The organism is Micromonospora sp. CPCC 205539 (genome assembly GCF_036906815.1).
Classification (GTDB): domain Bacteria; phylum Actinomycetota; class Actinomycetes; order Mycobacteriales; family Micromonosporaceae; genus Micromonospora.
Map to the genome: position 1 here is coordinate 180,907 of NZ_JBAKHW010000002.1, position 22,131 is coordinate 203,037.

19 protein-coding genes are annotated in these 22,131 nt (G+C 70.5%); 11 read left to right on the plus strand and 8 right to left on the minus strand.

What is annotated here, in order from left to right; genetic code table 11:
* Positions 1-13: 13 nt before the first annotated feature.
* From V6V47_RS03050 to V6V47_RS03060, 3 genes are all read right to left on the minus strand, one after another.
* Positions 14-178 (minus strand): hypothetical protein, encoded by a 165-nt coding sequence (locus V6V47_RS03050; protein ID WP_334626401.1) that lies wholly within the window; start codon positions 176-178, stop codon positions 14-16.
* A 153-nt stretch (positions 179-331) separates the two neighbouring features.
* On the minus strand, positions 332-970 hold the full coding sequence (locus V6V47_RS03055) for a flavin reductase family protein (protein ID WP_334626402.1): 639 nt from the start codon (positions 968-970) through the stop codon (positions 332-334).
* Between the two features lie 87 nt (positions 971-1,057).
* Complete coding sequence (locus V6V47_RS03060; protein ID WP_334626403.1) at positions 1,058-1,654, minus strand: hypothetical protein; 597 nt, start codon at positions 1,652-1,654, stop codon at positions 1,058-1,060.
* A 309-nt stretch (positions 1,655-1,963) separates the two neighbouring features.
* Between V6V47_RS03060 and V6V47_RS03065 the strand changes: the two genes are divergently transcribed.
* Complete coding sequence (locus V6V47_RS03065) at positions 1,964-2,461, plus strand: hypothetical protein (protein ID WP_442934177.1); 498 nt, start codon at positions 1,964-1,966, stop codon at positions 2,459-2,461.
* 46 nt (positions 2,462-2,507) lie between these two features.
* Positions 2,508-3,146 carry a CDP-alcohol phosphatidyltransferase family protein gene (locus V6V47_RS03070; RefSeq protein WP_334626405.1) on the plus strand — a complete coding sequence of 213 codons (639 nt, stop codon included), beginning with the start codon at positions 2,508-2,510 and terminating at the stop codon, positions 3,144-3,146.
* A gap of 395 nt (positions 3,147-3,541) precedes the next feature.
* On the opposite strand, the gene V6V47_RS03075 is transcribed toward V6V47_RS03070, so the two are convergent.
* Positions 3,542-5,065, minus strand: coding sequence for an LPXTG cell wall anchor domain-containing protein (locus V6V47_RS03075; RefSeq protein WP_334626406.1), 1,524 nt, complete (start codon positions 5,063-5,065; stop codon positions 3,542-3,544).
* Positions 5,066-5,234: 169 nt separating this feature from the next.
* Entirely contained in the window at positions 5,235-10,820 is a 5,586-nt protein-coding gene (locus V6V47_RS03080) for a GH92 family glycosyl hydrolase (RefSeq protein ID WP_334626407.1), read from the minus strand.
* A gap of 729 nt (positions 10,821-11,549) precedes the next feature.
* Here V6V47_RS03080 and V6V47_RS03085 point away from each other — a divergent pair.
* From V6V47_RS03085 to V6V47_RS03095, 3 genes are all read left to right on the plus strand, one after another.
* Positions 11,550-11,948 carry a hypothetical protein gene (locus tag V6V47_RS03085; protein WP_334626408.1) on the plus strand — a complete coding sequence of 133 codons (399 nt, stop codon included), beginning with the start codon at positions 11,550-11,552 and terminating at the stop codon, positions 11,946-11,948.
* Positions 11,949-12,028: 80 nt separating this feature from the next.
* Entirely contained in the window at positions 12,029-13,009 is a 981-nt protein-coding gene (locus V6V47_RS03090; RefSeq protein ID WP_334626409.1) for an ATP-binding cassette domain-containing protein, read from the plus strand.
* Positions 13,006-13,836, plus strand: a complete 831-nt coding sequence (locus V6V47_RS03095) for an ABC transporter permease (RefSeq protein ID WP_334626410.1) — start codon at positions 13,006-13,008, stop codon at positions 13,834-13,836. The genes V6V47_RS03090 and V6V47_RS03095 overlap by 4 nt, the downstream gene beginning before the upstream one ends.
* 1 nt (position 13,837) lies before the next feature.
* Here the strand turns inward: V6V47_RS03095 and V6V47_RS03100 are convergent, their stop codons facing one another.
* Positions 13,838-17,014: a BTAD domain-containing putative transcriptional regulator gene (locus tag V6V47_RS03100; protein ID WP_334626411.1), complete on the minus strand. Its 3,177-nt coding sequence runs from the start codon at positions 17,012-17,014 to the stop codon at positions 13,838-13,840.
* A 134-nt stretch (positions 17,015-17,148) separates the two neighbouring features.
* Between V6V47_RS03100 and V6V47_RS03105 the strand changes: the two genes are divergently transcribed.
* Genes V6V47_RS03105 through V6V47_RS03115 form a run of 3 tightly spaced genes read left to right on the plus strand, consistent with a single transcriptional unit; the run spans position 17,149 to position 17,915 of the window.
* Positions 17,149-17,295, plus strand: a complete 147-nt coding sequence (locus tag V6V47_RS03105) for a hypothetical protein (RefSeq protein WP_334626412.1) — start codon at positions 17,149-17,151, stop codon at positions 17,293-17,295.
* Positions 17,296-17,320: 25 nt separating this feature from the next.
* Entirely contained in the window at positions 17,321-17,674 is a 354-nt protein-coding gene (locus V6V47_RS03110; protein WP_334626413.1) for a VOC family protein, read from the plus strand.
* A 55-nt stretch (positions 17,675-17,729) separates the two neighbouring features.
* Positions 17,730-17,915 carry a hypothetical protein gene (locus V6V47_RS03115; RefSeq protein ID WP_334626414.1) on the plus strand — a complete coding sequence of 62 codons (186 nt, stop codon included), beginning with the start codon at positions 17,730-17,732 and terminating at the stop codon, positions 17,913-17,915.
* Positions 17,916-18,009: 94 nt separating this feature from the next.
* On the opposite strand, the gene V6V47_RS03120 is transcribed toward V6V47_RS03115, so the two are convergent.
* A complete protein-coding gene (locus V6V47_RS03120; protein WP_334626415.1) occupies positions 18,010-18,624 on the minus strand; it encodes a TetR/AcrR family transcriptional regulator in 615 nt (204 codons plus the stop codon).
* Positions 18,625-18,714: 90 nt separating this feature from the next.
* Here V6V47_RS03120 and V6V47_RS03125 point away from each other — a divergent pair, with 90 nt between their 5' ends.
* The 3 genes from V6V47_RS03125 to V6V47_RS03135 all read left to right on the plus strand — a co-directional run bounded on the left by V6V47_RS03125 (position 18,715) and on the right by V6V47_RS03135 (position 21,591).
* On the plus strand, positions 18,715-19,863 hold the full coding sequence (locus V6V47_RS03125) for an FAD-dependent oxidoreductase (RefSeq protein ID WP_334626416.1): 1,149 nt from the start codon (positions 18,715-18,717) through the stop codon (positions 19,861-19,863).
* Positions 19,864-20,092: 229 nt separating this feature from the next.
* Complete coding sequence (locus tag V6V47_RS03130) at positions 20,093-21,328, plus strand: MFS transporter (protein WP_334626417.1); 1,236 nt, start codon at positions 20,093-20,095, stop codon at positions 21,326-21,328.
* Positions 21,329-21,405: 77 nt separating this feature from the next.
* Positions 21,406-21,591, plus strand: a complete 186-nt coding sequence (locus V6V47_RS03135) for a helix-turn-helix domain-containing protein (RefSeq protein WP_334626418.1) — start codon at positions 21,406-21,408, stop codon at positions 21,589-21,591.
* Positions 21,592-21,759: 168 nt separating this feature from the next.
* Here V6V47_RS03135 and V6V47_RS03140 read toward each other — a convergent pair whose 3' ends face one another.
* Positions 21,760-22,131, minus strand: coding sequence for a hypothetical protein (locus tag V6V47_RS03140; RefSeq protein WP_334626419.1), 372 nt, complete (start codon positions 22,129-22,131; stop codon positions 21,760-21,762).

The following is a 22,131-nucleotide window of genomic DNA, read 5'->3' on the forward strand; positions in this document are numbered from 1 at the left end:
GACCAACCCAGGGCTACGACGCGGCGTCGTCGTCCTCACCGTCAGCGCGAGGACCGGAGCGGCGCCGACGGACGCTGGCGGCCGCGAGCAGTGTGAGCACCGCGGCGGTCAGTTGCAGCACCGCGCCGAGCAGGTCGATGAGGCTGGAGATGGCGGTAGCGTCTGGGACAAGGTCCACTGCGGCCTCCTGGGTCCGCCCCCACCGTCCGCGCTCTGCGGAGGGCTTCCCCCAGGCCCAGCCGTATCGACGGGCACCACCGTGATTATGGCACGCCAACGCCTCCACGGGCAGCGCCGTTCCGCAACCATTGGTTGCGGAACGGCGGGCTGCTCAGACGGCCGTCGACTGGAGTTGGTGCGGCATGTTCCACCCGTCAGCGAGTCGCGAGGGGTGCACGTTGTGCCCACCGCCGAAGAACTCACAGAATTTCATGATCAGCGGGTCCCAACCGAGCGGGTCCACGTGCCGCGTCCCCGGAATGATCAGATCCTCCTGGACGTGGGTTCGCAGGACCTCGACCAGGAACGCCGTGGCGTCCAGCCCGGCACCGTCCATCCGATGATGGGAAACGACCCGGCACTCCATCTGGATGGGGCATTCCGCGACCCGGGGTGTGCGCACGACCTCCGATGCCTGTTCGGTCAGCCGCGCGACCGAGAACTTGTCCGGCTCGTACCGGTAGCCCTGCTCGGCCTTGTGGGCCGGGACCTGCGACTTCCCGGTGGTGAGCGCGATCCGGTCCACGGCGTCGACCATCGCCGACGACGGCAGGTTGAGCACGCACTCGCGGTCACGCAGCAGGTTCGCGGTCGTCTGACCGCTGTTGCCGAGACCGAGCATGCAGGACTGGTCCAGCCACCAGGCCGACGACATCGGCGCCAGGTTCGTGGTGCCGTCCTCGTTACGTGAGCTGATCAGCACCACCGGAGTCCCGAAGTACAGGACCTTGAGCCCGGGCACCACGTGCATTGGTTCGCCTTTCGGAAGATGAGCGGGAACGACTCGCACCGCCCACTCTCACCGAGCGGGGCACGACCTGCTGGCGGGAAACGGACCCTACGGTCCGACCGTGGTCGCGTCGGAGGCACGCACGCGCTGCCGCAGGGCCGGCAGGACGGGCGCGAGGGCCACCAGCATGCACAGGCCGCCGACCGGGAGGAGGTCGAGGGTGGCCGTCGGCAGGACGATGCCGACGAGCAACAGGCCGACGCTCCACCACGGCAGCCGCCGACGGGCGGCGAGCATGCCCGCGAGGCCGAGCAGCCCGAGGAAGAAGAGCGGGGGTACGACGTCGTAGACGACCGCCTCGACGCCGGGTACGTCCTTGAAGTCCGCGGCGAGCGCCGACATCTCCGGTCGGTCCGCGGCCATCAGCCCCTCCACGATGTCGGCGCCGAACTGCACCATCGTGGCGGCGAGGCCGACCAGCGTCACGGCCACCACGCCGGTCCGCCACGGGCTGGACGGCAGCAGGCGGGCCAGCGCGAGCACCGCCGGAACGAAGCACACCATGCCCGCGAGACCGAGCAGATGAGCGACCTGCCAGTCGAACCCTGGGCCGTACACCCCGTCGGACCTGCCCCACAGTCGCGCGAGTCCGTAGGCCGCGACGCCGACCGGGCCGGCGATCACAAAAACCGCAGCACGTTTCATGTCGACCATCATCTGGTCGCCGAGGCGGACCGACCTCCGGGCACGGCCCTGGATTCTGATTCAGGTCTTTCACCCCAGTAACCCTGAGTCCCGCCCGGTGTGACACCTCGATACGGCCGCATCGGTTACGCTCGACCTCCACCTGCGAGGCAGAGCCAGGCGGTATCCCGCGCCGTGGTTCGGCCGGCGTACGTTGACATGACGGAGGCTAGGAGCGCGGCCCATCGTGTCCCTTTCCCGACCGCTGCGACCTGCCGCGTGCTGAGCACCTTCGCCGGGGTCTTCCTCGCAGCCCTGGCGTCCGCCTTCATTCCAGCGCTTCCCGTCGAGGGCACCCTGCTCGGCGCGGCCGCCACGACCGACCAGAGTCCGGTGCTGCTCGGCCTGGCCGCTGGTTCGGGGCAGACGCTCGGGAAGGTGCTGATGCTGCTGGCCCTGCGCGGCACCCTGCGGTCCGAGCGGATCCGCCGTTGGCTGGACCGCCACCGCCGTACGCCGCCACCGGCCGCCGCTGCGTCAACGCCCGACGGTGCGTCGGGGCGTCGCGGGTGGCGCGCGACGGTCGCGGCCGTGCGGCGCGGGAATCGTCGACTGCTCGCCGGGCTGGACCGACCGGCGTTGGCGGTGCCGATCGTGCTCCTCAGCGCGGCGCTGGGATTTCCACCACTGCTGTTGACCGTGTTCGTCGTGGCACCGACCCGGATGCCGGTGACGGCCTTCGCCGCCGCCTGCTTCGTGGGCCGGACGGCGCGCTTCATCACCGTGAGCCTGCTCCCCCAGCTGGCGCACGTCGGGTGGACCGGTTGACACCATTTCCGCAGGTACCAAGACTTACTGGCCAGGAGGTGATCGCATGACCGCGCTTCACGCCCCACCGACCGCTCCCGTGCACGGTTGGGCCTTCGGCACGGACGGGCCGGTGCGCACGATCCCGAACGTCATCACCGCCGTTCGGCTCATCGCCTGCGTCGCCCTCGCGATCCCGGCGATCCTGAGCGGCAGCACCATGTTCACGCTGGCCTCGATCGCCGTGTACTGGATCGGCGACATCCTCGACGGCGAGGCGGCCCGCCGGCTGCGTCAGGAGACGCGGCGAGGCGCGGTGTTCGACATCGTCGCCGACCGGATCTCCAGCACGGTCGTGATCGCCGCGTTGGTGCAGCTGCGGCCCACCATGGCCGTGCCGCTCGCGCTGTTCCTGATCCAGTTCGACATCCTGGACTGCGCTCTCAGCCTGAGCTTCCTGCGCTGGCCCCTGCTCAGCATCAACTACTTCCACCTCGTCCATCGCGGTGTCTACCGGTGGAACTGGTCGCCCCCGGCCAAGGCCGCGAACACCGCGGGTCTGGTGCTGCTGGTCGCGTTCGGCCCGTCGCCGGTCTACGCGACGGTCTTCGTCGTCGCGGTGATCGCCATGAAGGTCGTATCGCTGTGGGCGGTGTGCCGGATACCCCGCTGGTCGGGCCCGGCCCGTCCGGCTGACGTCGACTGAAGCGGTGGCAAGCTGGTGCCGGCCCCGGTCGCCAGTGTCATCGCCGCCGACGCCCGTACCCTCGCGCTGAGGTGACGGTCGCGGCGCGAACGCCGCTGTCGCGCCCGGCACAACGGGCCCCGACAACGTCGCGTTGTCGGGGCCCGTTGCCGTCCGTTGTCCCCTGCCGTCCGCCGCCCCGGTCCCTGTCAGATGCCCTTTGCTCTGCTTCAACGGGCGCAACGCCGACAGCACGTTGGTGTTGCGCCCGTTGAAGCAGAGCAAAGGACGAACATCTGCATTGGTCGGCCGGATCCCCGGCGATCATTCGTCTCGTGGCCATCCGTGCACGCGTCATGCCAAAAGGAGATGCCCCGCCGACCGGAGTCGGCGGGGCATCGGTGCCGCAGGGTCGATCAGGCGACGAAGCGGTTCTGGCGACGACGGGCCAGCAGGTACCCGCCCACACCGGCGACGATCAGCAGGCCGCCGAGGCCGGCGATCAGTCCGACGGAGGCACCGGTGACCGGCAGCGAGCCGCCGCCTCCGCTGCCGCCACCGGTCGAGTTGATCACGATCTTCGCGGTGTCGTTGGCGGGGTTCAGGTCCTTGACCGGCCCTTCGCCGGCACGGGGGCGCAGCTCCACCTTGCCGGTCTGGCTGCCAGCTCGGTCGATCCGCAGCCGGAACTCGAAGGTCGCCCGCTCGCCGCGCGGGATCGTGCCGATCGCGTGGCATTCGTAGAACCGCGCGCCGGGCTTGCCCGGCTGCCACGGCCCGTCGTCATACGGGTCGACGCACAACTTCGACACGGTGACGGCGGTGACGCCAGCCGGCAGGGTCACCATGGTGGTGAATTCAGGCGCCTGCTGGCCGCTGCCGCCGGCGCGCGCCGGGCCGTTGTTGGTGTAGCCGACGGAGAGCGGGACGGTGGTGCCGACCTTGCCGGTCACCGTGGCGCCGACCGCGGCGGCGTCGGTACGCTGGTCGCCGCCGTACCTCACGGTGACCGAGGTGTCGTTGTCCACGAAGCTGACGTCGGTCTGCCCGGCCGCGCGGGCCTGAGCGCCGCTCAGCGGCACCAGCCTCAACGCGGCGTCGGTGCCCTTCTCGCCGAACGGCTCAGCCGGGCGGTACTGCGAGCGGTACTCCTCCCAGTCGGCCGGAGTGAACCAGTAAGCCCAGCCGTAGTGGTAGTTCGGCGCCCAACTGTCGGTAGGGATCGTGCCGCCGAACGTCGAGTCCACGCGGACCGCCGCACCCGGCGCCAGCGAATCGTCGAAGGTGCAGGCGGTACCGAGTTTGCCGTACTCGCAGTTCTCGTACCGCTTGGACAGGGTGAACCCGTAGGAGTCGGTCACGTACAACACCATGCCGTGGGCGGTCTTTGCACCACGGTTCGCCACCGTCAGCGGGATGCCGACCTGACCGCCGAGCTTGCCGTTGAGGTCGAGGTCGGGCCCCGCCGCGAGGTCGACCCCCTCGCCGATGCTGACCGTGGAGCGGTAGGTGTCGGTGCCCACGCCCGGCGAGGTGACCGTGAGCACCAGGTCGCCGCGCTGGCCCACCGTCGCCCCCGGCCGCGCCCGCACCTCGAGGGTGAGCAGGTCGTTGTCCTCCTCGGTCGCGCTGTCCACCGCGCAGGTGATGACCTCGCCCGCCGTCGTGCAGGTGGTCCGACCCTCGCCCTCGACGACCTGGGCGAAGCCGGCGACCGCGCTGCGGTCCACCCGCACCGTGTACTTGCCGAGAGACCGGTTGATCGGCGAGAGGAGCGTGACGTACTTATGCGGGCCGTCCACCGCGACGATCGCGGGGTTGGCGTACAGCGCGATGTCAGCGGGTGGCGCCGCGGCGGCGGGAATGCTGGTGGACGCGGTGACGAGCGCGCCGACGACTGCCAGCCCGGCGAGCAGACGCCGGACGGGGGACGGGTGCATGGTTGTTCCTCCGGTTGCGGACGACAGGTATGCGGTGGTCAGACTTCCATGGATGTCGTTGCGACGGAGGGGCCGTTCGGGCCCCATCGCGGGCCGGCCGGCCATTGGGCGGATACGCCGCCGGGGTGGGTCGTGATCACGACCCACCCCGGCGGTACCGCCACCCGCGTTACCGGACGGCGGTGACGGTGAAGGGTAGGACCACCCGCGTCGCCGACGTGGCACCCGCCAGCGCGACGCTGGTCGAGCCGGCCTTGGCCGCCCCCGGAACGCTGACGGTCGCCCCGGAGATGACGCCGTCACCATTCGCGCGCACGGTGCTGACCGCGAGACCGTTCCCGAAGGTGATCGTGACCGCCTCGTTCGGCGCGAAGCCGGAACCGTCGAGGGTGATCGACGTACCGCGCGGGCCCGATGTGGTCAGCAGCGCCACCGCCGGCTGGTAGGCCGGCGCTTCCGGCTGCTCGGTCACCTGGACGGTGGCCGTCGCCGGCGTCCGCGAGGACGCGCCGGTAGCGGTGATCGAGTACCGGCCGGGCTGCGCGTCGTCGGACGTCGGCACCGAGGCGCGGACCGCCCCCGCCGCCGAGGCCGTGACCTTCAAGGTACGCGCCGGACTGGTGCCGAGAACCACGGTCACCTGCTCACCGGCGGCGAATCCGCTGCCGTTGACGGTGACCGCGTCACCGGTGGTGACAGTGGCGGCCGCGGACACCGCGATCGCCGGCTGGAGCCCAGCGCGGGCCACGGTCACGGTGAACGTCTCGGTCCTGCTGGACAGGGTGTCCCAGGCCGTGACGTGCGCCGTGTACGTGCCCTCCTGCGCGTACGTGTGCTGCCCGCTCAACGCCCCGGACGCGCTGATCGTGACGTCCTGCGGAACCGTGCCGTCACCCCACTGGACGCGGGCGTGGTAGCCCGTCGAGCCGGGAACGCCGCCGGTCACCGAGCCGAGGTTCGCCGAGAGGACCTGACCCGCGGTGGCCGTCTGACCGTTCGGGGCGACGGTCGCCAGCGGGGCGGCCGGGGTGCCGTCGTCGGCGACGGCGAACACGTGGATCCGGCCGTCCGAGCCGGGGTTGCCGGTCTGCGTCGGCAGGGTCACCGACACGAGCGTCTTGCCCGTGGGGATCTGGTACGGCGCGGTGGCGAACAGGAACGGCTGCGCGCCGTCCCGACTCGTGCCGCTCAGTCGGTACGCGGACTTGGCGATGACGATGTTCCCGTACGACGGGGTGCCGTTGGGGTTGCCGCCCAGCGTCCAGTCACTCATCTGGATCGGAATGCTGGCCGTGCTGCCGTCACTGAACGTCGCCGTGCCGGTGGTGCTCTGGTTGCCCTGCGTGCCGGCGCCGATGAACGAGATGCTCTTGGCGTCGGCCGGAAGGTTGAGCACCACCGTCTTACCGTTGCCGGTGGCGTTGTCCGGCTGCCCCGCCGGGACCGCCGGCAGCGTGAAGTGCAGCGCCGTTCCGGGCACCTGCTTCTGCTGGCCCTGGGTGACACCGGCCGCCGCGAGGGCGGCACGCGAGTACGCCCACTGCTTGGCGTCGCAGTCCGCCGCGAGGGCGCCCTCGTCACCGATGCAGACGGTGTCGAAGGCCGCGGTCAGCCCGGAGGCGGGCGCGTACGCCACGTCGACGCCGACCGTCACCGAACCCTGACCACTGCCATCGGTCACCGTGACGCTCGCCTGGTGGTAACCGGGCGTGGCGTAGGTGTGCGAGCCGCTGACGCTGTAGACCGCCCGCGAGCTCAGCGTCAGGGTGCCCTCGGTGGTCGGCGAGCCGTCACCCCAGTCGATCGTGGCCTGGTAGCTACCGGCCGTGCCACCGGTGACGGTGGCCAGCGGCACCGACACGGGTGCACCCGTGGTCGCGTGCACGCTGGTCGCGGCGGTCACCGCGATGTCGCCACCGCCGAGCTCGACGTCGCCGCCGACGAGCAGCTCGACCTCGGCGAGGTTCGTCGGCGCGGCGCCGACGGTCTTCGTCACGGCGAGCCGGAACTGAGTGAACCGACCCGGGTTGTCGATCTGGAACGGGCGGGTCTGGTTGCGCCAGGCGAACTCCTCACCCCTGCGGGAGTCGACGGTGGTCCAGGTGATGCCGTCGTTGGAGCCCTGCAGCCGCCAATCGGTCGGATCGCCCGCACTCGCGCCGGAGGTGAGCGTGTAGTAGCGCGGCTTCTGCTTGCCGCCGCGGAACGCCCAGGTGATCTGCGGCGTCGCCGACGTGAAGGTGAGCTGCGTGGTGGACGAGTCGTCGAACAGCTTGGACGCGTCCTGCCCGCCGGTCACGGTCGCGGTGCCCAGACCGGGGCCGGTAGTGTCCTGCAGCGGCTTCGGTGCCTCGTCGCCCCTGGTCAGGGACGGCGGAGCGTCGCTGCGGCCGGTGCCCCAGGACGAGGGGCGCGAGCCCATCTGGAAGTCGATCGTGCCGCCCTTGGCGAGAGCGGCGACGTCGACGGACACCGAGTTCTGCTTCTTACCGTTGACCTTGACGCTCTGCACGTACACGTTCTTCGTGCTGTTGTTCGGCGCGTTGACCACGATGTCGCCGCTGCGCCGGTGGACGGTCATCTTGGTGAACTGCGGCGATCCGATGGCCCAGTTCGGCGACCCCGCCTGCAACGGGTAGATGCCCAGCGAGCTGAGGATGTACCACGAGGACATCTCGCCGTTGTCCTCGTCGCCCAGGTAGCCCTGGCCGATCTCGCTGCCGACGTAGAGGCGCTGCAGGATCTCCCGCACGGCGGCCTGCGTCTTGGCCGGGGCACCGGCGTAGTCGTACATGTAGGGGATGTGGTGCGACGGCTGGTTGCTCATGCCGAGCTGACCCATCCGCACCGCACGCGCCTCGAGGATCTCGTGGATGATGCCGCCGTACCCACCGGGACGGTCGGCGTTCTCCGGGGTGGTGAAGAACTGGTCGAGCTTGTCGCGCAGCGCCTTCTGCCCGCCGTACAGGTTGGCCAGACCCTGGCCGTCCTGCTGCGCGGTGAACGCGAAGTTCCACCCGTTGGTCTCGGTGTAGACGCCACCCCAGTCCAGCGGGTCACCGGCGAGGAAGTTGCCGGCGGCGTCGCGGCCCTGGAAGAGCTTCGTCTTCGGATCGAACAGATGGACGTAGTTGCGGGCGCGCTCCAGGAAGTACCGCGACTCCTCCTTGAGCCGCTCACGCTCCGCCTTCGGCGTGGCCGGGTCCTTGGCCAGGGCGGCACCCATGTTGCCGATGCCGTAGTCGTTGATGAAGCCCTCCAGCGCCCACGACACCGACTCCCCGGTGGAGGTGGGCGTGTAGCCGAGGAACAACGAACTCTCGATGCCCTTGCGGCCGACGGCGCTGCGTCCGGAGGCGACGGTCGCGTCCTTGACGGCCGCGTCGTACGCCGCGAGCGGGTCGGGCAGCTTGACCCCACTGAGGTACGCCTGGGCGAGCGCCACGTTCGCGCTGGTGCCGGTCATCAGGTCGGCGTAGCCCGGGGACGACCAGCGGGCGATCCAGCCGCCGTCACGGTAGTGCTGGACGAAGCCGTCCGAGATCTTGGCCGCGACGTCCGGGTAGAGCAGCGCGTACGCGGGCCACACGGTGCGGTAGGTGTCCCAGAAGCCGTTGTTGACGTAGATCTGCCCGTCGACGATCTTCGCGCCGGTCTGGGTGGGGGTCGACGTGCCGGTCGGTGCCGACACCGGGCTCGCGTACTGCCAGCGCGGTGCGGCGGCGGTGCCGGTGTTCTCCGACTGCGAGTTCGGGTACAGGTTGAGCCGGTACAGGTTCGAGTACAGCGTCACGAGCTGCGTCTCGTTGGCTCCCCGTACCTCGACCCGCCCGAGCCGGTCCTGCCAGGCGGCGGTGGCGGCGGCGTGGACCTCGTCGAAGCTCTTGCCGGTGACCTCCAGGTCGAGGTTGCGGTGTGCCTGGTCGACCGAGAGGAACGACGTCGCGATGCGCATCGTCACCTGACGGTTCGCGGAGACGTCGAAGGTCGCGGACGTCGCGGAGGACGCCGTCGGCGCACGATCGAAGGATCCCGAGACGAACATGCGGCTGCGCCCGGCCGACAGGCCACTGCCGTTGTCCACCCAGCCGGTGTACGTGCCGTCCGTACCGATGGTGAACGTGCCCTTGGAGAAGACGAGGCTTCCGGTCGCCGGCCCGGTCGGGAAGGTGAACCGCATGATCCCGGCGTGGTCGGTCGGCGTGACCTCAGCGGTCAGGCCGTTCTGCAGCGCGACCCGGTAGAGGTCCGGCTGCGCCGTCTCGTCGTCGTGGCTGAAGGCGAGCGCTCGGCTGGCCGGCGGCCCGGTGAGGGGCCCGTCGCCCGCCACCGGCATGACCGACATCTGGTTGCGGTCGCCCATCCACGGGCTGGGCTCGTGCGAGATCGCGAGGCCCTGCAACGTGGGCAGATTGTCCGCATTGTTGACCCGGTGGTACTGGTACTCCCACGAGTCGGACGTCGCGTCGGTCACCGGCGTGAAGAAGTTGAAGCCGTTCGGCACGGCGGTGAGCGGCAGGTTGTTGCCGCGGGAGAACCCGCCCGTCGAGTTGGTTCCGCGCCGGGTGTCGACGTAGTTGGTGAGCTTCGAGCCGTCGATCGACACCGGCGAAGCCGTCACCGCGACGTCGTCGAGCCAGCCCTGGAACCGGGTCTGCTCGGTGGCCTTCGGGTTGTCGTACGCGAGCAGGATGCGGTCGATCGTCTTGCCACGCGCGATGGTGCCGAGGTCGGTCTGCACCGCGTTCCACTGGTCGGCGAAGAGCGCCTTCGACGCGCCCTGCGCGGTCGCCGTCAGCCCGAAGCCGTGCTGGTCGACGGGCGAGCGCCCGCTCAGGTAACTGCCGTCGGTGAAATGCAGGTCGACGGCCGCGAAGGTGGACGGGTACTGGCCGTCCTGGCCGGTGAACTCGGGAAAGATCTTGTACGACAGCCGGGTCTTGGGTCCGACCGGGATGGTGACGTCGAACAGCTTGTTCGTCGCGTACGAGCGGCCGTCGCCCTCGGCGCCGCCGGAGTACCGCAGCGCGGCCAGACCGGTGAATCCCGCCTCCGGCTTGGTGGTGTACCCGCCGGACGGGCCGGCGCCCACGACGCTGACCATGGGGGTGGTCGGCGGCCGGACGTTGGAGCCGTCGCTGATGTTCCAGTCCGCGAGTTGCACGAGCGAGTCACCGGAGTTCGCGGTGACGTTCAGCCGGTAGTAGCCGTACGCGGTGGTGTTGGTGAAGTTGTAGATCTTGGTGGCGAAGCGCCCGCTGAACTTCTCGCCGACACGCTTGTCCAGGTCGGTCCAGGTGCTGCCGTCGTTCGACCCCTGCACCGCGAAGTCCTTGGGGTCACGGGTCGGCGCGTCGTCCGCCGAGGTCAGCGAGTAACGCCGCACCACCGCGGGCTCGGCCAGCCGGTAGGTCACCCAACCGGTCGGTTCGAACGCCAGCCACTTCGTCGACGGATCGTCGTCGGCGAGCTTGGCGGCGGTCTCACCCGGTGGGTTCTCGCGACTCGCGGTGATGGCACTGACCTGCTTGAGCAGGCTGCCGGGCAGGGTGGTGACCGTGCCGCTCAGGTTCGCCTGGATCGGCTTGCCGTTCGCGCCCACCTGCACGGTGCTCTCGGCGGGCTGCGGATCGGCCGACTCGAACGACGAGCTGAAGGTGCCGGGCTCGGCCGCGGCGCTCGCCGGGGGTGTGGCGATGACCAGCGCCACCGGCAACAGGACCGCGGTCGTCGCGGCGAGTATCCGGGGGGACAAGGAGCGTGTACTGCGGGGATGTGACATGGGGGCAGGGCCTTTCGCCTCGAACCGGGTCGAGTACGTCGAACGTCTGGGCAGAGTGGACCGTGGCTGCCGCGATCGGCAGGAACACTCTCCTTCGGACTCGGGGGTTTGACATCGTTGTCATGAGGGCTCGCGCCCTACGAAGCCAGGGGTGGTGGACTGTCGCTGATGGTCCCGGCCCGACCGCGATCATGTCAATGGGTTCATCAGCGCGAAACAACCGCGCCACCTCCACGCCTTCACGTCGCGCGCCCCGCGCCCCGCGCCCCGCGCCCCGCGCCCCGCGCCCAAGATCCGCGCACTATCGGGGAAACTGCTGCCTCGACACGCCGCGAGGCAGCAGTTTCCCCGAAGTTGCGCGGATCTTCGCGGCGAGTCGGCCCGACTCGATGGCCCACGCCCACGTCTCGGTCCCCGTCGACACCCGCGTTCGCGCTAGTTCCAGGATGTAGTGGCCACCCGCGCGCCGGATACCACTACATCCATGATCGAGCGCGATCTTGTCCGCCGACGGGCCTCACAAAGGCGGCGGATGCCCGACCGAGCGCGATCTCGCCCGCCGACGGCCCCAAGCAGGCGGGATGCCCGACCGATGACACGATAGAGCCCGATCTTGTCCGCCGACGGGCCCCACAAAGGCGGGGTGCCTGGCCGAGCGCGATCTTGTGCCGACGGACCCCACCGGGGTGGGATGCTCGACGGATGACCGGTCGCGCCATCATTTGGCTCGGGTTGGCCGTCGGGCTGCTCGGTGGCTGCTCCGAGCCGCCGCCGTACCCGCTGCCCGACCGGAGCACGCCCGCCGTCCAGGCCGAGGAGCAGCGGCTCGCCGCGCTCCTTCCTACCGAGCTGCTCGGCGGTCCGGGTACGTGCAGGGTGCGACTGCTCGGGCAGGAAGGCTCGACCTCGTTCGCCTGGGCGCACTGTGAGGGCACCGGGGGTCCGGGGCTCGCCTCCGGCGTCTCCGAGCCTGTGCGGGTGGACGGCGACCGAGTGACGCAGCCACTCGACGGCGCCGAGAACGGGCCGAGTGTGCGGCGCATGTTCCCGGAGCGGCTGGCCGCAGCCGTACTCGATGATCCCGAACGGATGATGCCGTAACGCGACGGCACGACCGCGCCTCGGTCGGGTGTCGGTGGCGTGTCGGAGCGGTGTCAGGTGGCCCGTGCAGGCTCTACGGCATGACAGCTGACCTGGTGATCGAGGCCGAGGGCCTCGTGAAGAACTTCGGAAAGACGAGGGCGCTACAGGGCGTGGATCTTGCCGTACCTCGAGGGACCGTGCTCGGAGTGCTCGGCCCCAACGGCGCCGGCAAGACCACCGCCGTCCGCATCCTCTCCACGCTCCTGTCGCCGGACGCCGGCACCGCCCGGATCAGCGGCTTCGACGTGGTACGCGACGCCGAGCGGGTCCGACAGACCATCGGCCTCACCGGCCAGTACGCCTCGGTCGACGAGGATCTGACCGGCCGGCAGAACCTGGAGCTGTTCGGCACCCTGCTGGAGCTCGGTCGCGCCGGCTCCCGGAAGCGGGCCGCCGAACTGCTCGAGTGGTTCGACCTGACCGAGGCCGCCGGCCGGCAGGCCAAGACCTACTCCGGTGGTATGCGGCGCCGGCTGGACCTGGCCGCCAGCCTCGTCGGCTCGCCGGACGTCATCTTCCTGGACGAGCCGACGACCGGGCTCGACCCGGCCAAGCGCGAGGACATGTGGGACGTGGTCCGGTCGCTGGTGACGAACGGCTCGACCGTCCTGCTCACCACGCAGTACCTGGAGGAGGCCGACGCGCTCGCAGACGCCATCACGGTGATCGACCACGGACGGGTCATCGCGTACGACACGCCCGAAGGGCTCAAGAGGGTCGTCGGCGGACAGACGCTCGAGGTCCGGCCGTCCGATCCCGCGCACCTCACCCGGACCGCCTCGATCCTGTCCGAGGTCAGCTCCGGCGCGCAGGCCGACGAGATCCGCAAGGGCGTGCTCGCGGTCCCGGTGACCGACGACGCGGCGCTGACCGAGAGCGTCGCGCGGTTCGCCGCCGCCGGCATCGCGGTCACCGAGCTCTCCCTGCACCTGCCGAGCCTCGACGAGGTGTTCTTCACCCTCACCGGGCGTACGGCATCCGACGACGACACCACCATCCCCAAGGAGGTCGCGGCATGAGCACCCTGACCGGAGCCCCGCCCACCACCACCGGCACCATGCTCTCGACGGTGACCCCGAGCCCGCGCCCGTTCCGGCTGGTCCGGCACTCGTTGGCGCTCGCCAAACGCAGCCTCATCAAGACCTGGCGTACGCCCGAGGCGCTCATCGACGTCACGCTGCAACCGGTGCTGTTCCTCATCATCTTCGTGTACATCTTCGGCGGCGCGGTCGCCGGCAGCACCCACGACTACCTGCAGTTCCTGCTGCCCGGAATCCTGGCGCAGACCATCGCCACCGGCGCCATCGCGATCGGCGTCAACCTCAACACCGACATCGCCAAGGGCATCTTCGACCGATTCCGGTCGCTGCCGATCCCCCGTTCCGCGCCACTGGTCGGCGCGGTACTGGGCGATGTCGTCCGGTACGTGATCGTCACGATTTCGACCCTGGCGATCGGTTACCTCCTCGGTTTCCGGATCGACTCCGACCCGTTCCAGGCGATCGCCGGGTGCCTGCTCGCCGTGCTGTTCGCGCTCTGCCTGAGCTGGCTGCCGGTCTTCGTGTCGATGAAGGTGCGTACCCCGGGTGCCGTGCAGGGCCTGATGTTCGCGCTGATCATGCCGCTGAGCTTCGCGTCCAACGTGTTCGTGAGCGCCGACACCCTGCCCGGCTGGATGCAGGCGTTCGTGGACGTCAACCCGATGACCCACCTGGTGGCAGCGGTACGCGGGCTGTTCCTCGGCACTCCGGTCGGCTCGCACGTGTGGTGGACGCTCGCCTGGTGCGCCGGCTTCGTGGCGGTGTTCATGCCGCTGGCGCTGCGCGCGTACCGCAAGAAGATCTGACCTAGGCGAGCAGGTCGTCCATCAGCTCGCGGATCCGGGCGGTGACCGCGGCGGCCGGCCGCTCGCGCCACGCGGCCAGCAACGGCTCACGCTGCTCCTCGCTCCCGAGGGCAGTGGTGAGCCGTTCGGCGTCACCGGGCGGCGCGAGGAACCCGAGGTGGGTGCCGATCCGCGTCCCGAGCACGAACAGCTCCCGTGCGGTGCCGATGTCGCCTCGGTACGCCGCGAGTTCGGCGCCGCCCAGCCCCCACGACCCGATCACCGGCAGGTCCCTCGACGACAGCGCGTCGTCGCGGGCGAGCGTCAGCAACGCGGCGGCCTGACCGTCGGCGTCCTCCGGCGAGGCCGGCCAGACCTGCGCCACCCGCAGGTGCAGGACCGCCACGGCGACCCGCAGGATGGCGCGCGGCTGTCGGGGCTCGCCGGCCCATACGGCCAGGTTCCCGGTCACCTCGTCGGCGTAGCGCAGCGCCTCCTCGTACCGTTCGCGCTGCCAGGCGAGGTGGGCCAGCCCGAGACGCGCCTGGGCGACGTCGATCTCCTCGGCGTGGCCCGGTACGGCCGTCTCGTTCAGCCGGCGTTCCGCCTCGGCGTCGCCGGTCAGGGCGAGTTGTACGTCCAGCCGGACCCGGATCGACCGGGCGTCCTGCGTCGCGCCGATCAACTCCATGTGGCGGATGCTGAGCGCCAACCACTCGGCCGACCCGTTCCCGTGCATGATCATGAATTGCCCGGCGGCTCCGGCCGCCATCGCCATACCCCAGTGGTCGCCGGCCGCCTCGAAGCGGCGGTACGCCTGCTCGGCGTCGGCGACCGACTCCTCGGGCATGCCGCCGTTCTCCCGGACGGCCGCGCGGGCGAACAGGCCGAGCCCCTGCACGTACGGGTCCGGGTGCGCGATCAACTCGGTGGTGCTCTTCATGCTCTCTTCCGGATCGAACGTGTCGAACCCGGGCAGCGCCGACGCGAGCACGGTCTGTCGGGGCGACACCTCGGCGGGCCGCTCGGCGAGGAGCGTCCGCAGCGCCCGTCGGGCGAGCACGGCGAGCCGCAGCTCGCCACTGACACCGGCGTTGACCCCGACCAGCATGCCGATCCAGGCGAGTCGGTCGGCGTCGGGCAGCGGCCGGCCGGCGGCCCGGCCGTGCAGGATCGCCGAGCGTCGGCGCAGATCCGGGTCCTCAGCGTGCAGCAGGGTTCGGGCCCACCCGAGGACCTCGAGGTGCAGTCCGCGCACCGTCCAGAGGTGGAAGAGCACGGTGGCGACGTCGACCGCCGCTGGTTCGTCGTCCTGTTCCAGCGCCCAGCGCAGGGCCGCCACCAGGTTGTCCTGCTCGGCGGCGCAGCGGCGGAACGCCTCGATCTGTTCGGGGCCGACGAACCGGTCGGCGAGCGCGACGGACAGCTCCCGAGCCCACCCGACCAGGCCGGCCATGGCCGGATCACGGTCGCCGACCGCGTCGAGCCGGGCTTCGCCGTACTCACGGACGGTCTCGAGCATCCGGTAGCGGGGCGGGCCGTCCCCCTCGACGAGGGTCAGCAGGGACTGTTCGACGAGCGTCGCCAGCCCCCGCCGTACGTCCGTGGTCTGCGCGACGGCGGCGGCGAGGTCGGCGGTGAACGGCGCCGGAATGACCGCGACCCGCTGGAGCAGCTCGCGTTCGTCGGGCGGGAGCAGTTCCCGGCTCCAGTCGACCATCGCCCACAGGCTCGCGTGTCGTTCGGGCAGGCCACGCAGCGCGTCGTCGAGCAGCGCGAACCGGTCGGTGAGACCGGCGAGCACGTCGTCGATCGGCATGTGCCGCAGCCGCGCGGCGGCCAGTTCGAGGGCCAGCGGCAGGTTGTCGAGCCGGTGACAGAGCGCGAGGGCGCGCGCGGTGTCCCAGGTCGGCACCGCGCCGCCGGCCCTCGCCCGGGATTCGATCAGCCGGAGCGCGTCGGCGTCCGGCAACGCGGTCAGCCGGTGGACCGATTCGCCGGCCAGGCCCAGCGGGGCCCGGCTCGTCGCGAGCACCGCGACCTCCGGTGACGTCGCCGCGAGCAGGTCCGCGACGACAGTGGCCACCGCGTCGAGGACGTGCTCGCAGTTGTCCAGCACGACCAGCCCGTCGAGATCCGGCGCCACGGCGCGCAGCCGCTCCTCGGGGCTGAGGACCCGCCGTTCGAGGCCCAGGTTGTTGCCGGTCGCCGCGGTGTCCGCCCCGCCGAACGCTCCGAGCACGGTGGGCAGCACCTCGTCGGGTGAGCGCACACCGGCGAGTTCGATCACCCGTACCGAACGCCCGCCGGCCGCCGCGCGCCGCGTCACCTCGGCGGCGAGCCGGGTCTTGCCCGCGCCACCGGTCGCCACGATCGTCACCAGGGCCGCCTCGGTGAGTGCCTCGCCCACGGCTGCGACGTCCCGTTCCCGACCGACGAGGGCGGTCACCGGTCGGCGCCACGCGGCGGGCAGGGCGATCCGCGCCGGCTGCCGGGGCGGGGCAGCGACGGTCGGGGTGGTGAGTTCGCCGCGCAGCAGCGCCAGATGGACCTGCGTGATCACGGGCGACGGGTCGGTGCCGTACCGGTCGGCCAACTCGGTGCGAAGTCGCTCGATCGCCTCCAACGCCTCCGCGTCCCGGCCCTGGGCGGCGAGCACCCGGACGAGCAGAGCGGCCGCCGGCTCGTCCGGCGGCGTACGCGCCACGAGCCGCCGGAGGTCGACCTCGTCGAACGGCCCCGCACCGGCCAGTGCGGCCTGGGCGCGCAGCGCGGCGACGTCCGCGAAGAGGCGCGTGTCCTCGGCGGTGTCGAGCTCCGGAACCTCGGGGAACAGGGCACGGGCCTGGTCGGCCGCGCCGCGGGCGGCGAGGGCGTCACCAGCCTGGAGTACGACACGCGCCCGCTCGACGAGCGCCCGTGCCTCGACCGCGTCCACGGTCACCTCGTCGGCGGGCAGGCGGTAGCCGCCCTGCACCGCGACCACGGGCAGCCCGAGACGGCGTACCCGGGAGACGAGCGCCTGGACGGCACCGGCCGCGTCGTCCGGCGGCGTGCCGTCCCAGACCGCCTCCACGAGCAGCGTCGTGGAGACCGCGCGCCCGCGCGCATCGACGAGCGCGCGGATCACCGCCGCGAGCCGCTCACCCCGGACCGGCCGGCCGTCGACGGCGAGCGGGCCGAGGATCGTGATCTGCACCGACCCAGCATCCCTCACCCTGTCACGGGGCCGCCGGTCACCCGCCCACACCGGCCGCCGCCGCCGAAACCAGCGCCTACGGCGCGATCCGGATACGATCGACCGCCATCATCACGCTGCTGAAGGAGAACACCATGTCGGCCCAGGCATTTCTCTACATCGTCGCCGTCATCCTGATCGCCCTGGCCGCCCTGCCACTGCCCACCCGGGGAGTCTCGCTGGCGCTTCTGGGTGCCGCGTGCGCCCTGCTCGCGTACGCCTGGCCGGTCATCACGGCCTGACGCTCGTTGTAGTCGGGAGGACCACATGCAGGCGAGACGTGTCACGGCCAACCTTCGAGTCGCCGACATCGAGGCTGCGAAGAGCTTCTACAGCGGTTACCTCGGGCTGAGCACCGAGGAGTTCAACCTGGGCTGGGTGGCGCGCTTCACCTCTCCCGACGCCACGACGAACGTCCAGCTCGTCACCGGCGACGCCACCGCACCGGAGGACTCCGTCATCTCCGTCCACACGGATGACGTCGACGGCGCTTATGAGGAAGCGCAGCGACTCGGCTACGAGATCGTGCACCCGATCACCACGGAGCCGTGGGGTGTGCGTCGGTTCTTCGTCCGCGCACCGGACGGCAACGTCATCAACATCGTGGCCCACCGGGAGTGAGGCAGCGGCGCCCAGCCGGCCGAGCTGTGTCGTACGGCGCTGACACCCTCGGTCCATGATTCGAGGGACGTTGATTGCCGAGAGCCTGCTCCCGGGCGTCGACCTGCGGCTGGCAGGAATGCGCATCACCCGGGTCAGGCGAGAGGACGTGTCCGCATCGGTGGCGGCGACACAGCCGCCGGTGTGGACCCTCCTCGACCTGGAAGCCCGCGAACCGCATTTTCCGCTACCGCCGAGGTGACCAGGCCGGGCGGGGTGAGGCCGTCGACTACGGCAGGACGATGGGTGTTCCCGAGCACCAGTTGGACTGGGGCGACTGACTCGTCGGCCAGCCCTCAGCGGGCTGCGCCGGGGCCGGCCAGGCCGTGCAGGAGAAGGTCGGTCAGTGTGTCGATGACGCGGTCGTCGTCGGTGCGCTCACCGTCGGTGGTGAGCAGGGCGTAGCCGAGCATCGAGAGCATGGCGCCCATCGCCGCCGCCACCAGCTCGGGGTCGCCGGGCAACGCGCGGCCCCGGTCGCGCAGAGCCTCCAGGTGTACGCGCAACGGCGTGGTCTCGGTCATCAGGCTCTGCCATGCGCGTCCGGAGCCGGGCTCGGCGGCCACCATCGACTGGAACAACGCCACCATGACCGGGCGGTGTTCGCGGAACACGGCCCAGATGATGAGGACATGCTCGCGGAGATGGTCGCGGTCGGTCAGGTCGTCGTCGTGCGGCTGGTCCGCGGCAGCCACCTGCTCGTCGGCGTACGCCTCCAGCTCGTGGAGCAGGGCTTGCAGCAGCTCCTCCTTGCCGGCGAAGTGTTCGTAGAACGAGCCGGTCGCCCGTCCGGCCGTGGCGGTGATGTCGGTGATCTTGGTGTTGAGGTAGCCACGCTCGGCGAACAGGCGTCGGGCGGCGTCCAGCAACGCGGCCCTGGTCTCGGCCGCCTTCGCCTTCCGTACACCCATCGACGCTCTCTTTCGCTGACCGGGCTTGACAGGGCAGCATCCTACCGAACACGATTTCACTGAATCTGAATTCGGTGAAACGGAGGAGACATGCGAGTCGTCGTGATCGGTGGTGGGGTCGCCGGAGCGGCCGCCGCGCTCGCTCTACGCCGCACCGGCGCCGACGTCACCGTGTACGAGGCACACGCCGATCCCGCCGGCGACGTCGGGTCGTTCGTGAGCCTGGCCAGCAACGGGCTGCGCGGCCTGGACGCGCTGGGCTGCCTGGAGCCGATCCGGGATGCCGGGGTCGACGTGCCCCGTCAGCGCATGTGGTCGGCGGGCGGGCGACTGCTGGGCGACGTTCCGCGCGGCCGCCGCAGCTCCGACACCCTGCACAGCGTCACCCTGATGCGGGGTCGGCTCGTCGGGGCGCTACGCGCCGCCGCCACCCGCGCCGGGGCGCGCATCACCACTCGCGAGACCCTGACCGCCGTGACCGAGACGGCCGACGGCGTCACCGCCGAGTTCGCCAGCGGGCACCGGGACACCGCCGATCTGCTCGTGGCCGCCGACGGCATCTGGTCCACGGTGCGCGGCATCCTCGACCCGGCGACCCCGACACCCGAGTACGCCGGCCTCTACGCGATCTCCGGGGTATCAAGCAGCATCGACGGGGACACCGGCGTGTTCAACATGACCTTCGCCCGCAACGGTGCGTTCATCCACGTGACCGCTCCGAACGGCGAGGTGTGGTGGTCGGCGCAGATCGCCGACCCGACCGAGCCGGACCGCCGGGGCGTCACCGACGCCGAGTGGCTACGGCGGACCGCCGATCTCTACCGCGCCGAGGCGATGCCGTCGACGGTCATCGCGGCCACCACCCACCTGCACCCGCCCGTGATCATGCACGCGGTCGATCCCGTGCCGACCTGGCACACCGGGCGGATCGTGCTGGTCGGCGACGCCGCGCACCCCGTCGGCGCCGGGCAGGGCGCCTCGATGGCCATCGAGGACGCCCTCGTCCTCGCCCGGTCCCTCCGGGACAGCGCCACCATCGGTGACGCCTTGACCCGTTACGAGAGCGAACGCCGGCCGCGCATCGTCAAACTTCTCGGCACCGCCGAGGACAATCGTGGCGCCAAGAAGGCCGGCCCCGCCAGGCGACGGCTGCAAGCCCTCGCCATGCGCGTGTTCATTCCTCTCGTCTACGAGCGAGCCACCGCCTGGCTCTACGCCTACATCCCGCCCGCACCCTGAACCAGAAAGTTGCTTGCGATCGCCACGACCTCTCCGTACGGTCCCGGTCATGTTCTCGCCGCGTAAGTCCTAGCTGTCACGCTTCGACACGCGGGTGGAGTCTGCCCTTCTCCGGCGGCTCCCGGTGACCACCGCCCCTCCCCGCGATGCCGTGCATCGCGTGGTGCCCGCGTGTCCGTCGAGCCCGTGACGGCGCGCCGTGTCGGCGCAATCATCGACAGGACCTCCCATGGATCTCCGCACCTCGACGCCACCGCGCAACCTGCGGCGGCACCACGACTTCCGGTTGCTGCTCGGCGGACGACTGGTCTCGCAGCTCGGCGACCAGCTCCAGTCCCTCGCCCTGCCCCTCCTGGTCGTGGCCCTGACCGGGTCGTCGACACAGGCCGGCATCGTGCTCGGCCTCCAGACCGTCGTCTACCTCGTCTTCGGCCTCCTGGCCGGCGCTCTGGTGGACCGGTGGGACCGCAGGACCACGATGATCTGGTCCGAGATCGGCCGCGCGGCCCTGACCGCCACCGTCCCCGTCGCCGCCGCGGCCGGGGTGCTGGGCATGCCGCAGCTGTACGCCGTCGCGGTGCTCAACGGCGTGCTCAGCACCCTGTTCGGCGCGGCGAACAGCTCGGCGCTCCCGAACATCGTCACGAGGGACGACCTTCCCCGTGCACTCGGAGCGATCGGGGCGATGTCCAACGCACTCCGGATCGTCGGCGCCTCGGTGGCTGGCGTCGCCTACGCGCTGGGCCGGATGGTGCCGTTCGCCTTCAACGCCGCCTCGTTCCTGGTGTCGGCCGTGGCACTGCGGGCCATCCGCGCCGACTTCCAACAGGAGCGGACCTCGGCCACCGCGTCACCACGAAAACTCCTGGCCGACATCGGTCACGGCCTGTCCTGGCTGTGGCGCCACCCGGTCATCCGGACGATGGCCCTGCTCGATGCGGGAGACAGCCTGCGGTACGGCGCCGGCTACCTCCTGATCATCATGTTGGCCCAACAGATGCACGCGAACCCCACCCAGGTCGGCATCGTCTTCACCGGCGCCGGCGTAGGTGCCCTCCTCGGAAGCCTGTTGGCACCTGCTCTCACCCGCCGATTCGCACTCGGGAAACTGTCCATCACGATGCTGTGGGTCGAGGCCCTGACCTTCCCGTTCTACGCGCTGGCGCCGACGTGGTGGCTGCTCCTGGTCGTGGCGTTCGCCGAATCGGTGGTCTCGCCGATCTACAACGTCGCTCTCGACTCCTACCGGATCGGCGTTACGCCCGACGCCCTTCGCGGCCGAGTCACCAGCGCGATCGACACCCTCACGAACGGAGCCGCTGCGATCGGGACCATCGCCAGCGGTGCCTTGATCACGCTCGTCGGCGCCGAAGCCCTGACCATCGGCCTGGCCGGATGGCTTGCCCTTCTCGCCCTCGCGGCGACATCGAGCAAGACGGTCCGCGCGGCCACGGCGAACGACTGACGCGGCGGGGAGCGGGACTTGGGCGTCTGGCGGGCAAGCTCGATCCGCTCACCGAGCACCCGTACCTGCTGGAGACCTTGCGCAGCTCCGTCCACCATGGTCACAACCACCGACAGCCGGCTCTTGAGCTGCATATCCACCGCAACACCCGGGACTACCGGCACCAGCGCATCGCGACACTGACCGGGCTCGACCCGGCCTCGCCCGCCGAGGTACGCATTCTGGACGCCGCCCCCACCGCCACAGAGCTGCGGCAACCTTAGTCGCAGGTTCTGTCCGCGAAGCGGCGGCTGCCCTCCCAACTGATTCGCTGCGCCGAGCATGGAAACGGCGTGGCCGCCCTCCCAAGGTCTAATTCAGGAGAGCAGCCACGCCGGACCTACCACGAACATCGCTAGCGAGCTGAGCTCCACCGAGCTCAGGTCAAGGGATCAAATTTCTGCTCCCTCAACTGTCTTCGCGGAAGCCTCGGGCCGCTTCACTCCGCGCGCTTCGAAAAAGTCGTCGAGCAGCGTGAAGAGAACGCTTACGGCTTCCTCGTCCTGCTTGGGCGTGAAGTATCTGATGTCCGGCAGCGCACCATCGTCATACAGTTCGCAGAGGACAAGCAGCGGCCAGTAGAGCTCGGGACGACCCTTCCCCCGCGCCACAAGCCAACCGTGGAACTCCTTGAGGACTTGGTGGCCAGATCCCACCTCGAAACCTGTGAGGAGAGCGCACGTGCCTTCGTAGGTCATCCACATCACGTAGATTCCATGATGTTTCTTCAGCTTGGGCAGGAATTCAGGTAGCGACATGGTCAT

What these genes read in the sequence shown, in the direction of transcription:
- V6V47_RS03055 (WP_334626402.1), bottom strand. Translation starts at nt 970, where the DNA reads ATGCACGTGGTGCCCGGGCTCAAGGTCCTGTACTTCGGGACTCCGGTG.
- V6V47_RS03060 (WP_334626403.1), bottom strand. Translation starts at nt 1,654, where the DNA reads ATGAAACGTGCTGCGGTTTTTGTGATCGCCGGCCCGGTCGGCGTCGCG.
- V6V47_RS03070 (WP_334626405.1), top strand. Translation starts at nt 2,508, where the DNA reads ATGACCGCGCTTCACGCCCCACCGACCGCTCCCGTGCACGGTTGGGCC.
- V6V47_RS03075 (WP_334626406.1), bottom strand. Translation starts at nt 5,065, where the DNA reads ATGCACCCGTCCCCCGTCCGGCGTCTGCTCGCCGGGCTGGCAGTCGTC.
- V6V47_RS03085 (WP_334626408.1), top strand. Translation starts at nt 11,550, where the DNA reads ATGACCGGTCGCGCCATCATTTGGCTCGGGTTGGCCGTCGGGCTGCTC.
- V6V47_RS03090 (WP_334626409.1), top strand. Translation starts at nt 12,029, where the DNA reads ATGACAGCTGACCTGGTGATCGAGGCCGAGGGCCTCGTGAAGAACTTC.
- V6V47_RS03095 (WP_334626410.1), top strand. Translation starts at nt 13,006, where the DNA reads ATGAGCACCCTGACCGGAGCCCCGCCCACCACCACCGGCACCATGCTC.
- V6V47_RS03105 (WP_334626412.1), top strand. Translation starts at nt 17,149, where the DNA reads ATGTCGGCCCAGGCATTTCTCTACATCGTCGCCGTCATCCTGATCGCC.
- V6V47_RS03110 (WP_334626413.1), top strand. Translation starts at nt 17,321, where the DNA reads ATGCAGGCGAGACGTGTCACGGCCAACCTTCGAGTCGCCGACATCGAG.
- V6V47_RS03115 (WP_334626414.1), top strand. Translation starts at nt 17,730, where the DNA reads ATGATTCGAGGGACGTTGATTGCCGAGAGCCTGCTCCCGGGCGTCGAC.
- V6V47_RS03120 (WP_334626415.1), bottom strand. Translation starts at nt 18,624, where the DNA reads ATGGGTGTACGGAAGGCGAAGGCGGCCGAGACCAGGGCCGCGTTGCTG.
- V6V47_RS03125 (WP_334626416.1), top strand. Translation starts at nt 18,715, where the DNA reads ATGCGAGTCGTCGTGATCGGTGGTGGGGTCGCCGGAGCGGCCGCCGCG.
- V6V47_RS03130 (WP_334626417.1), top strand. Translation starts at nt 20,093, where the DNA reads ATGGATCTCCGCACCTCGACGCCACCGCGCAACCTGCGGCGGCACCAC.
- V6V47_RS03140 (WP_334626419.1), bottom strand. Translation starts at nt 22,131, where the DNA reads ATGACCATGTCGCTACCTGAATTCCTGCCCAAGCTGAAGAAACATCAT.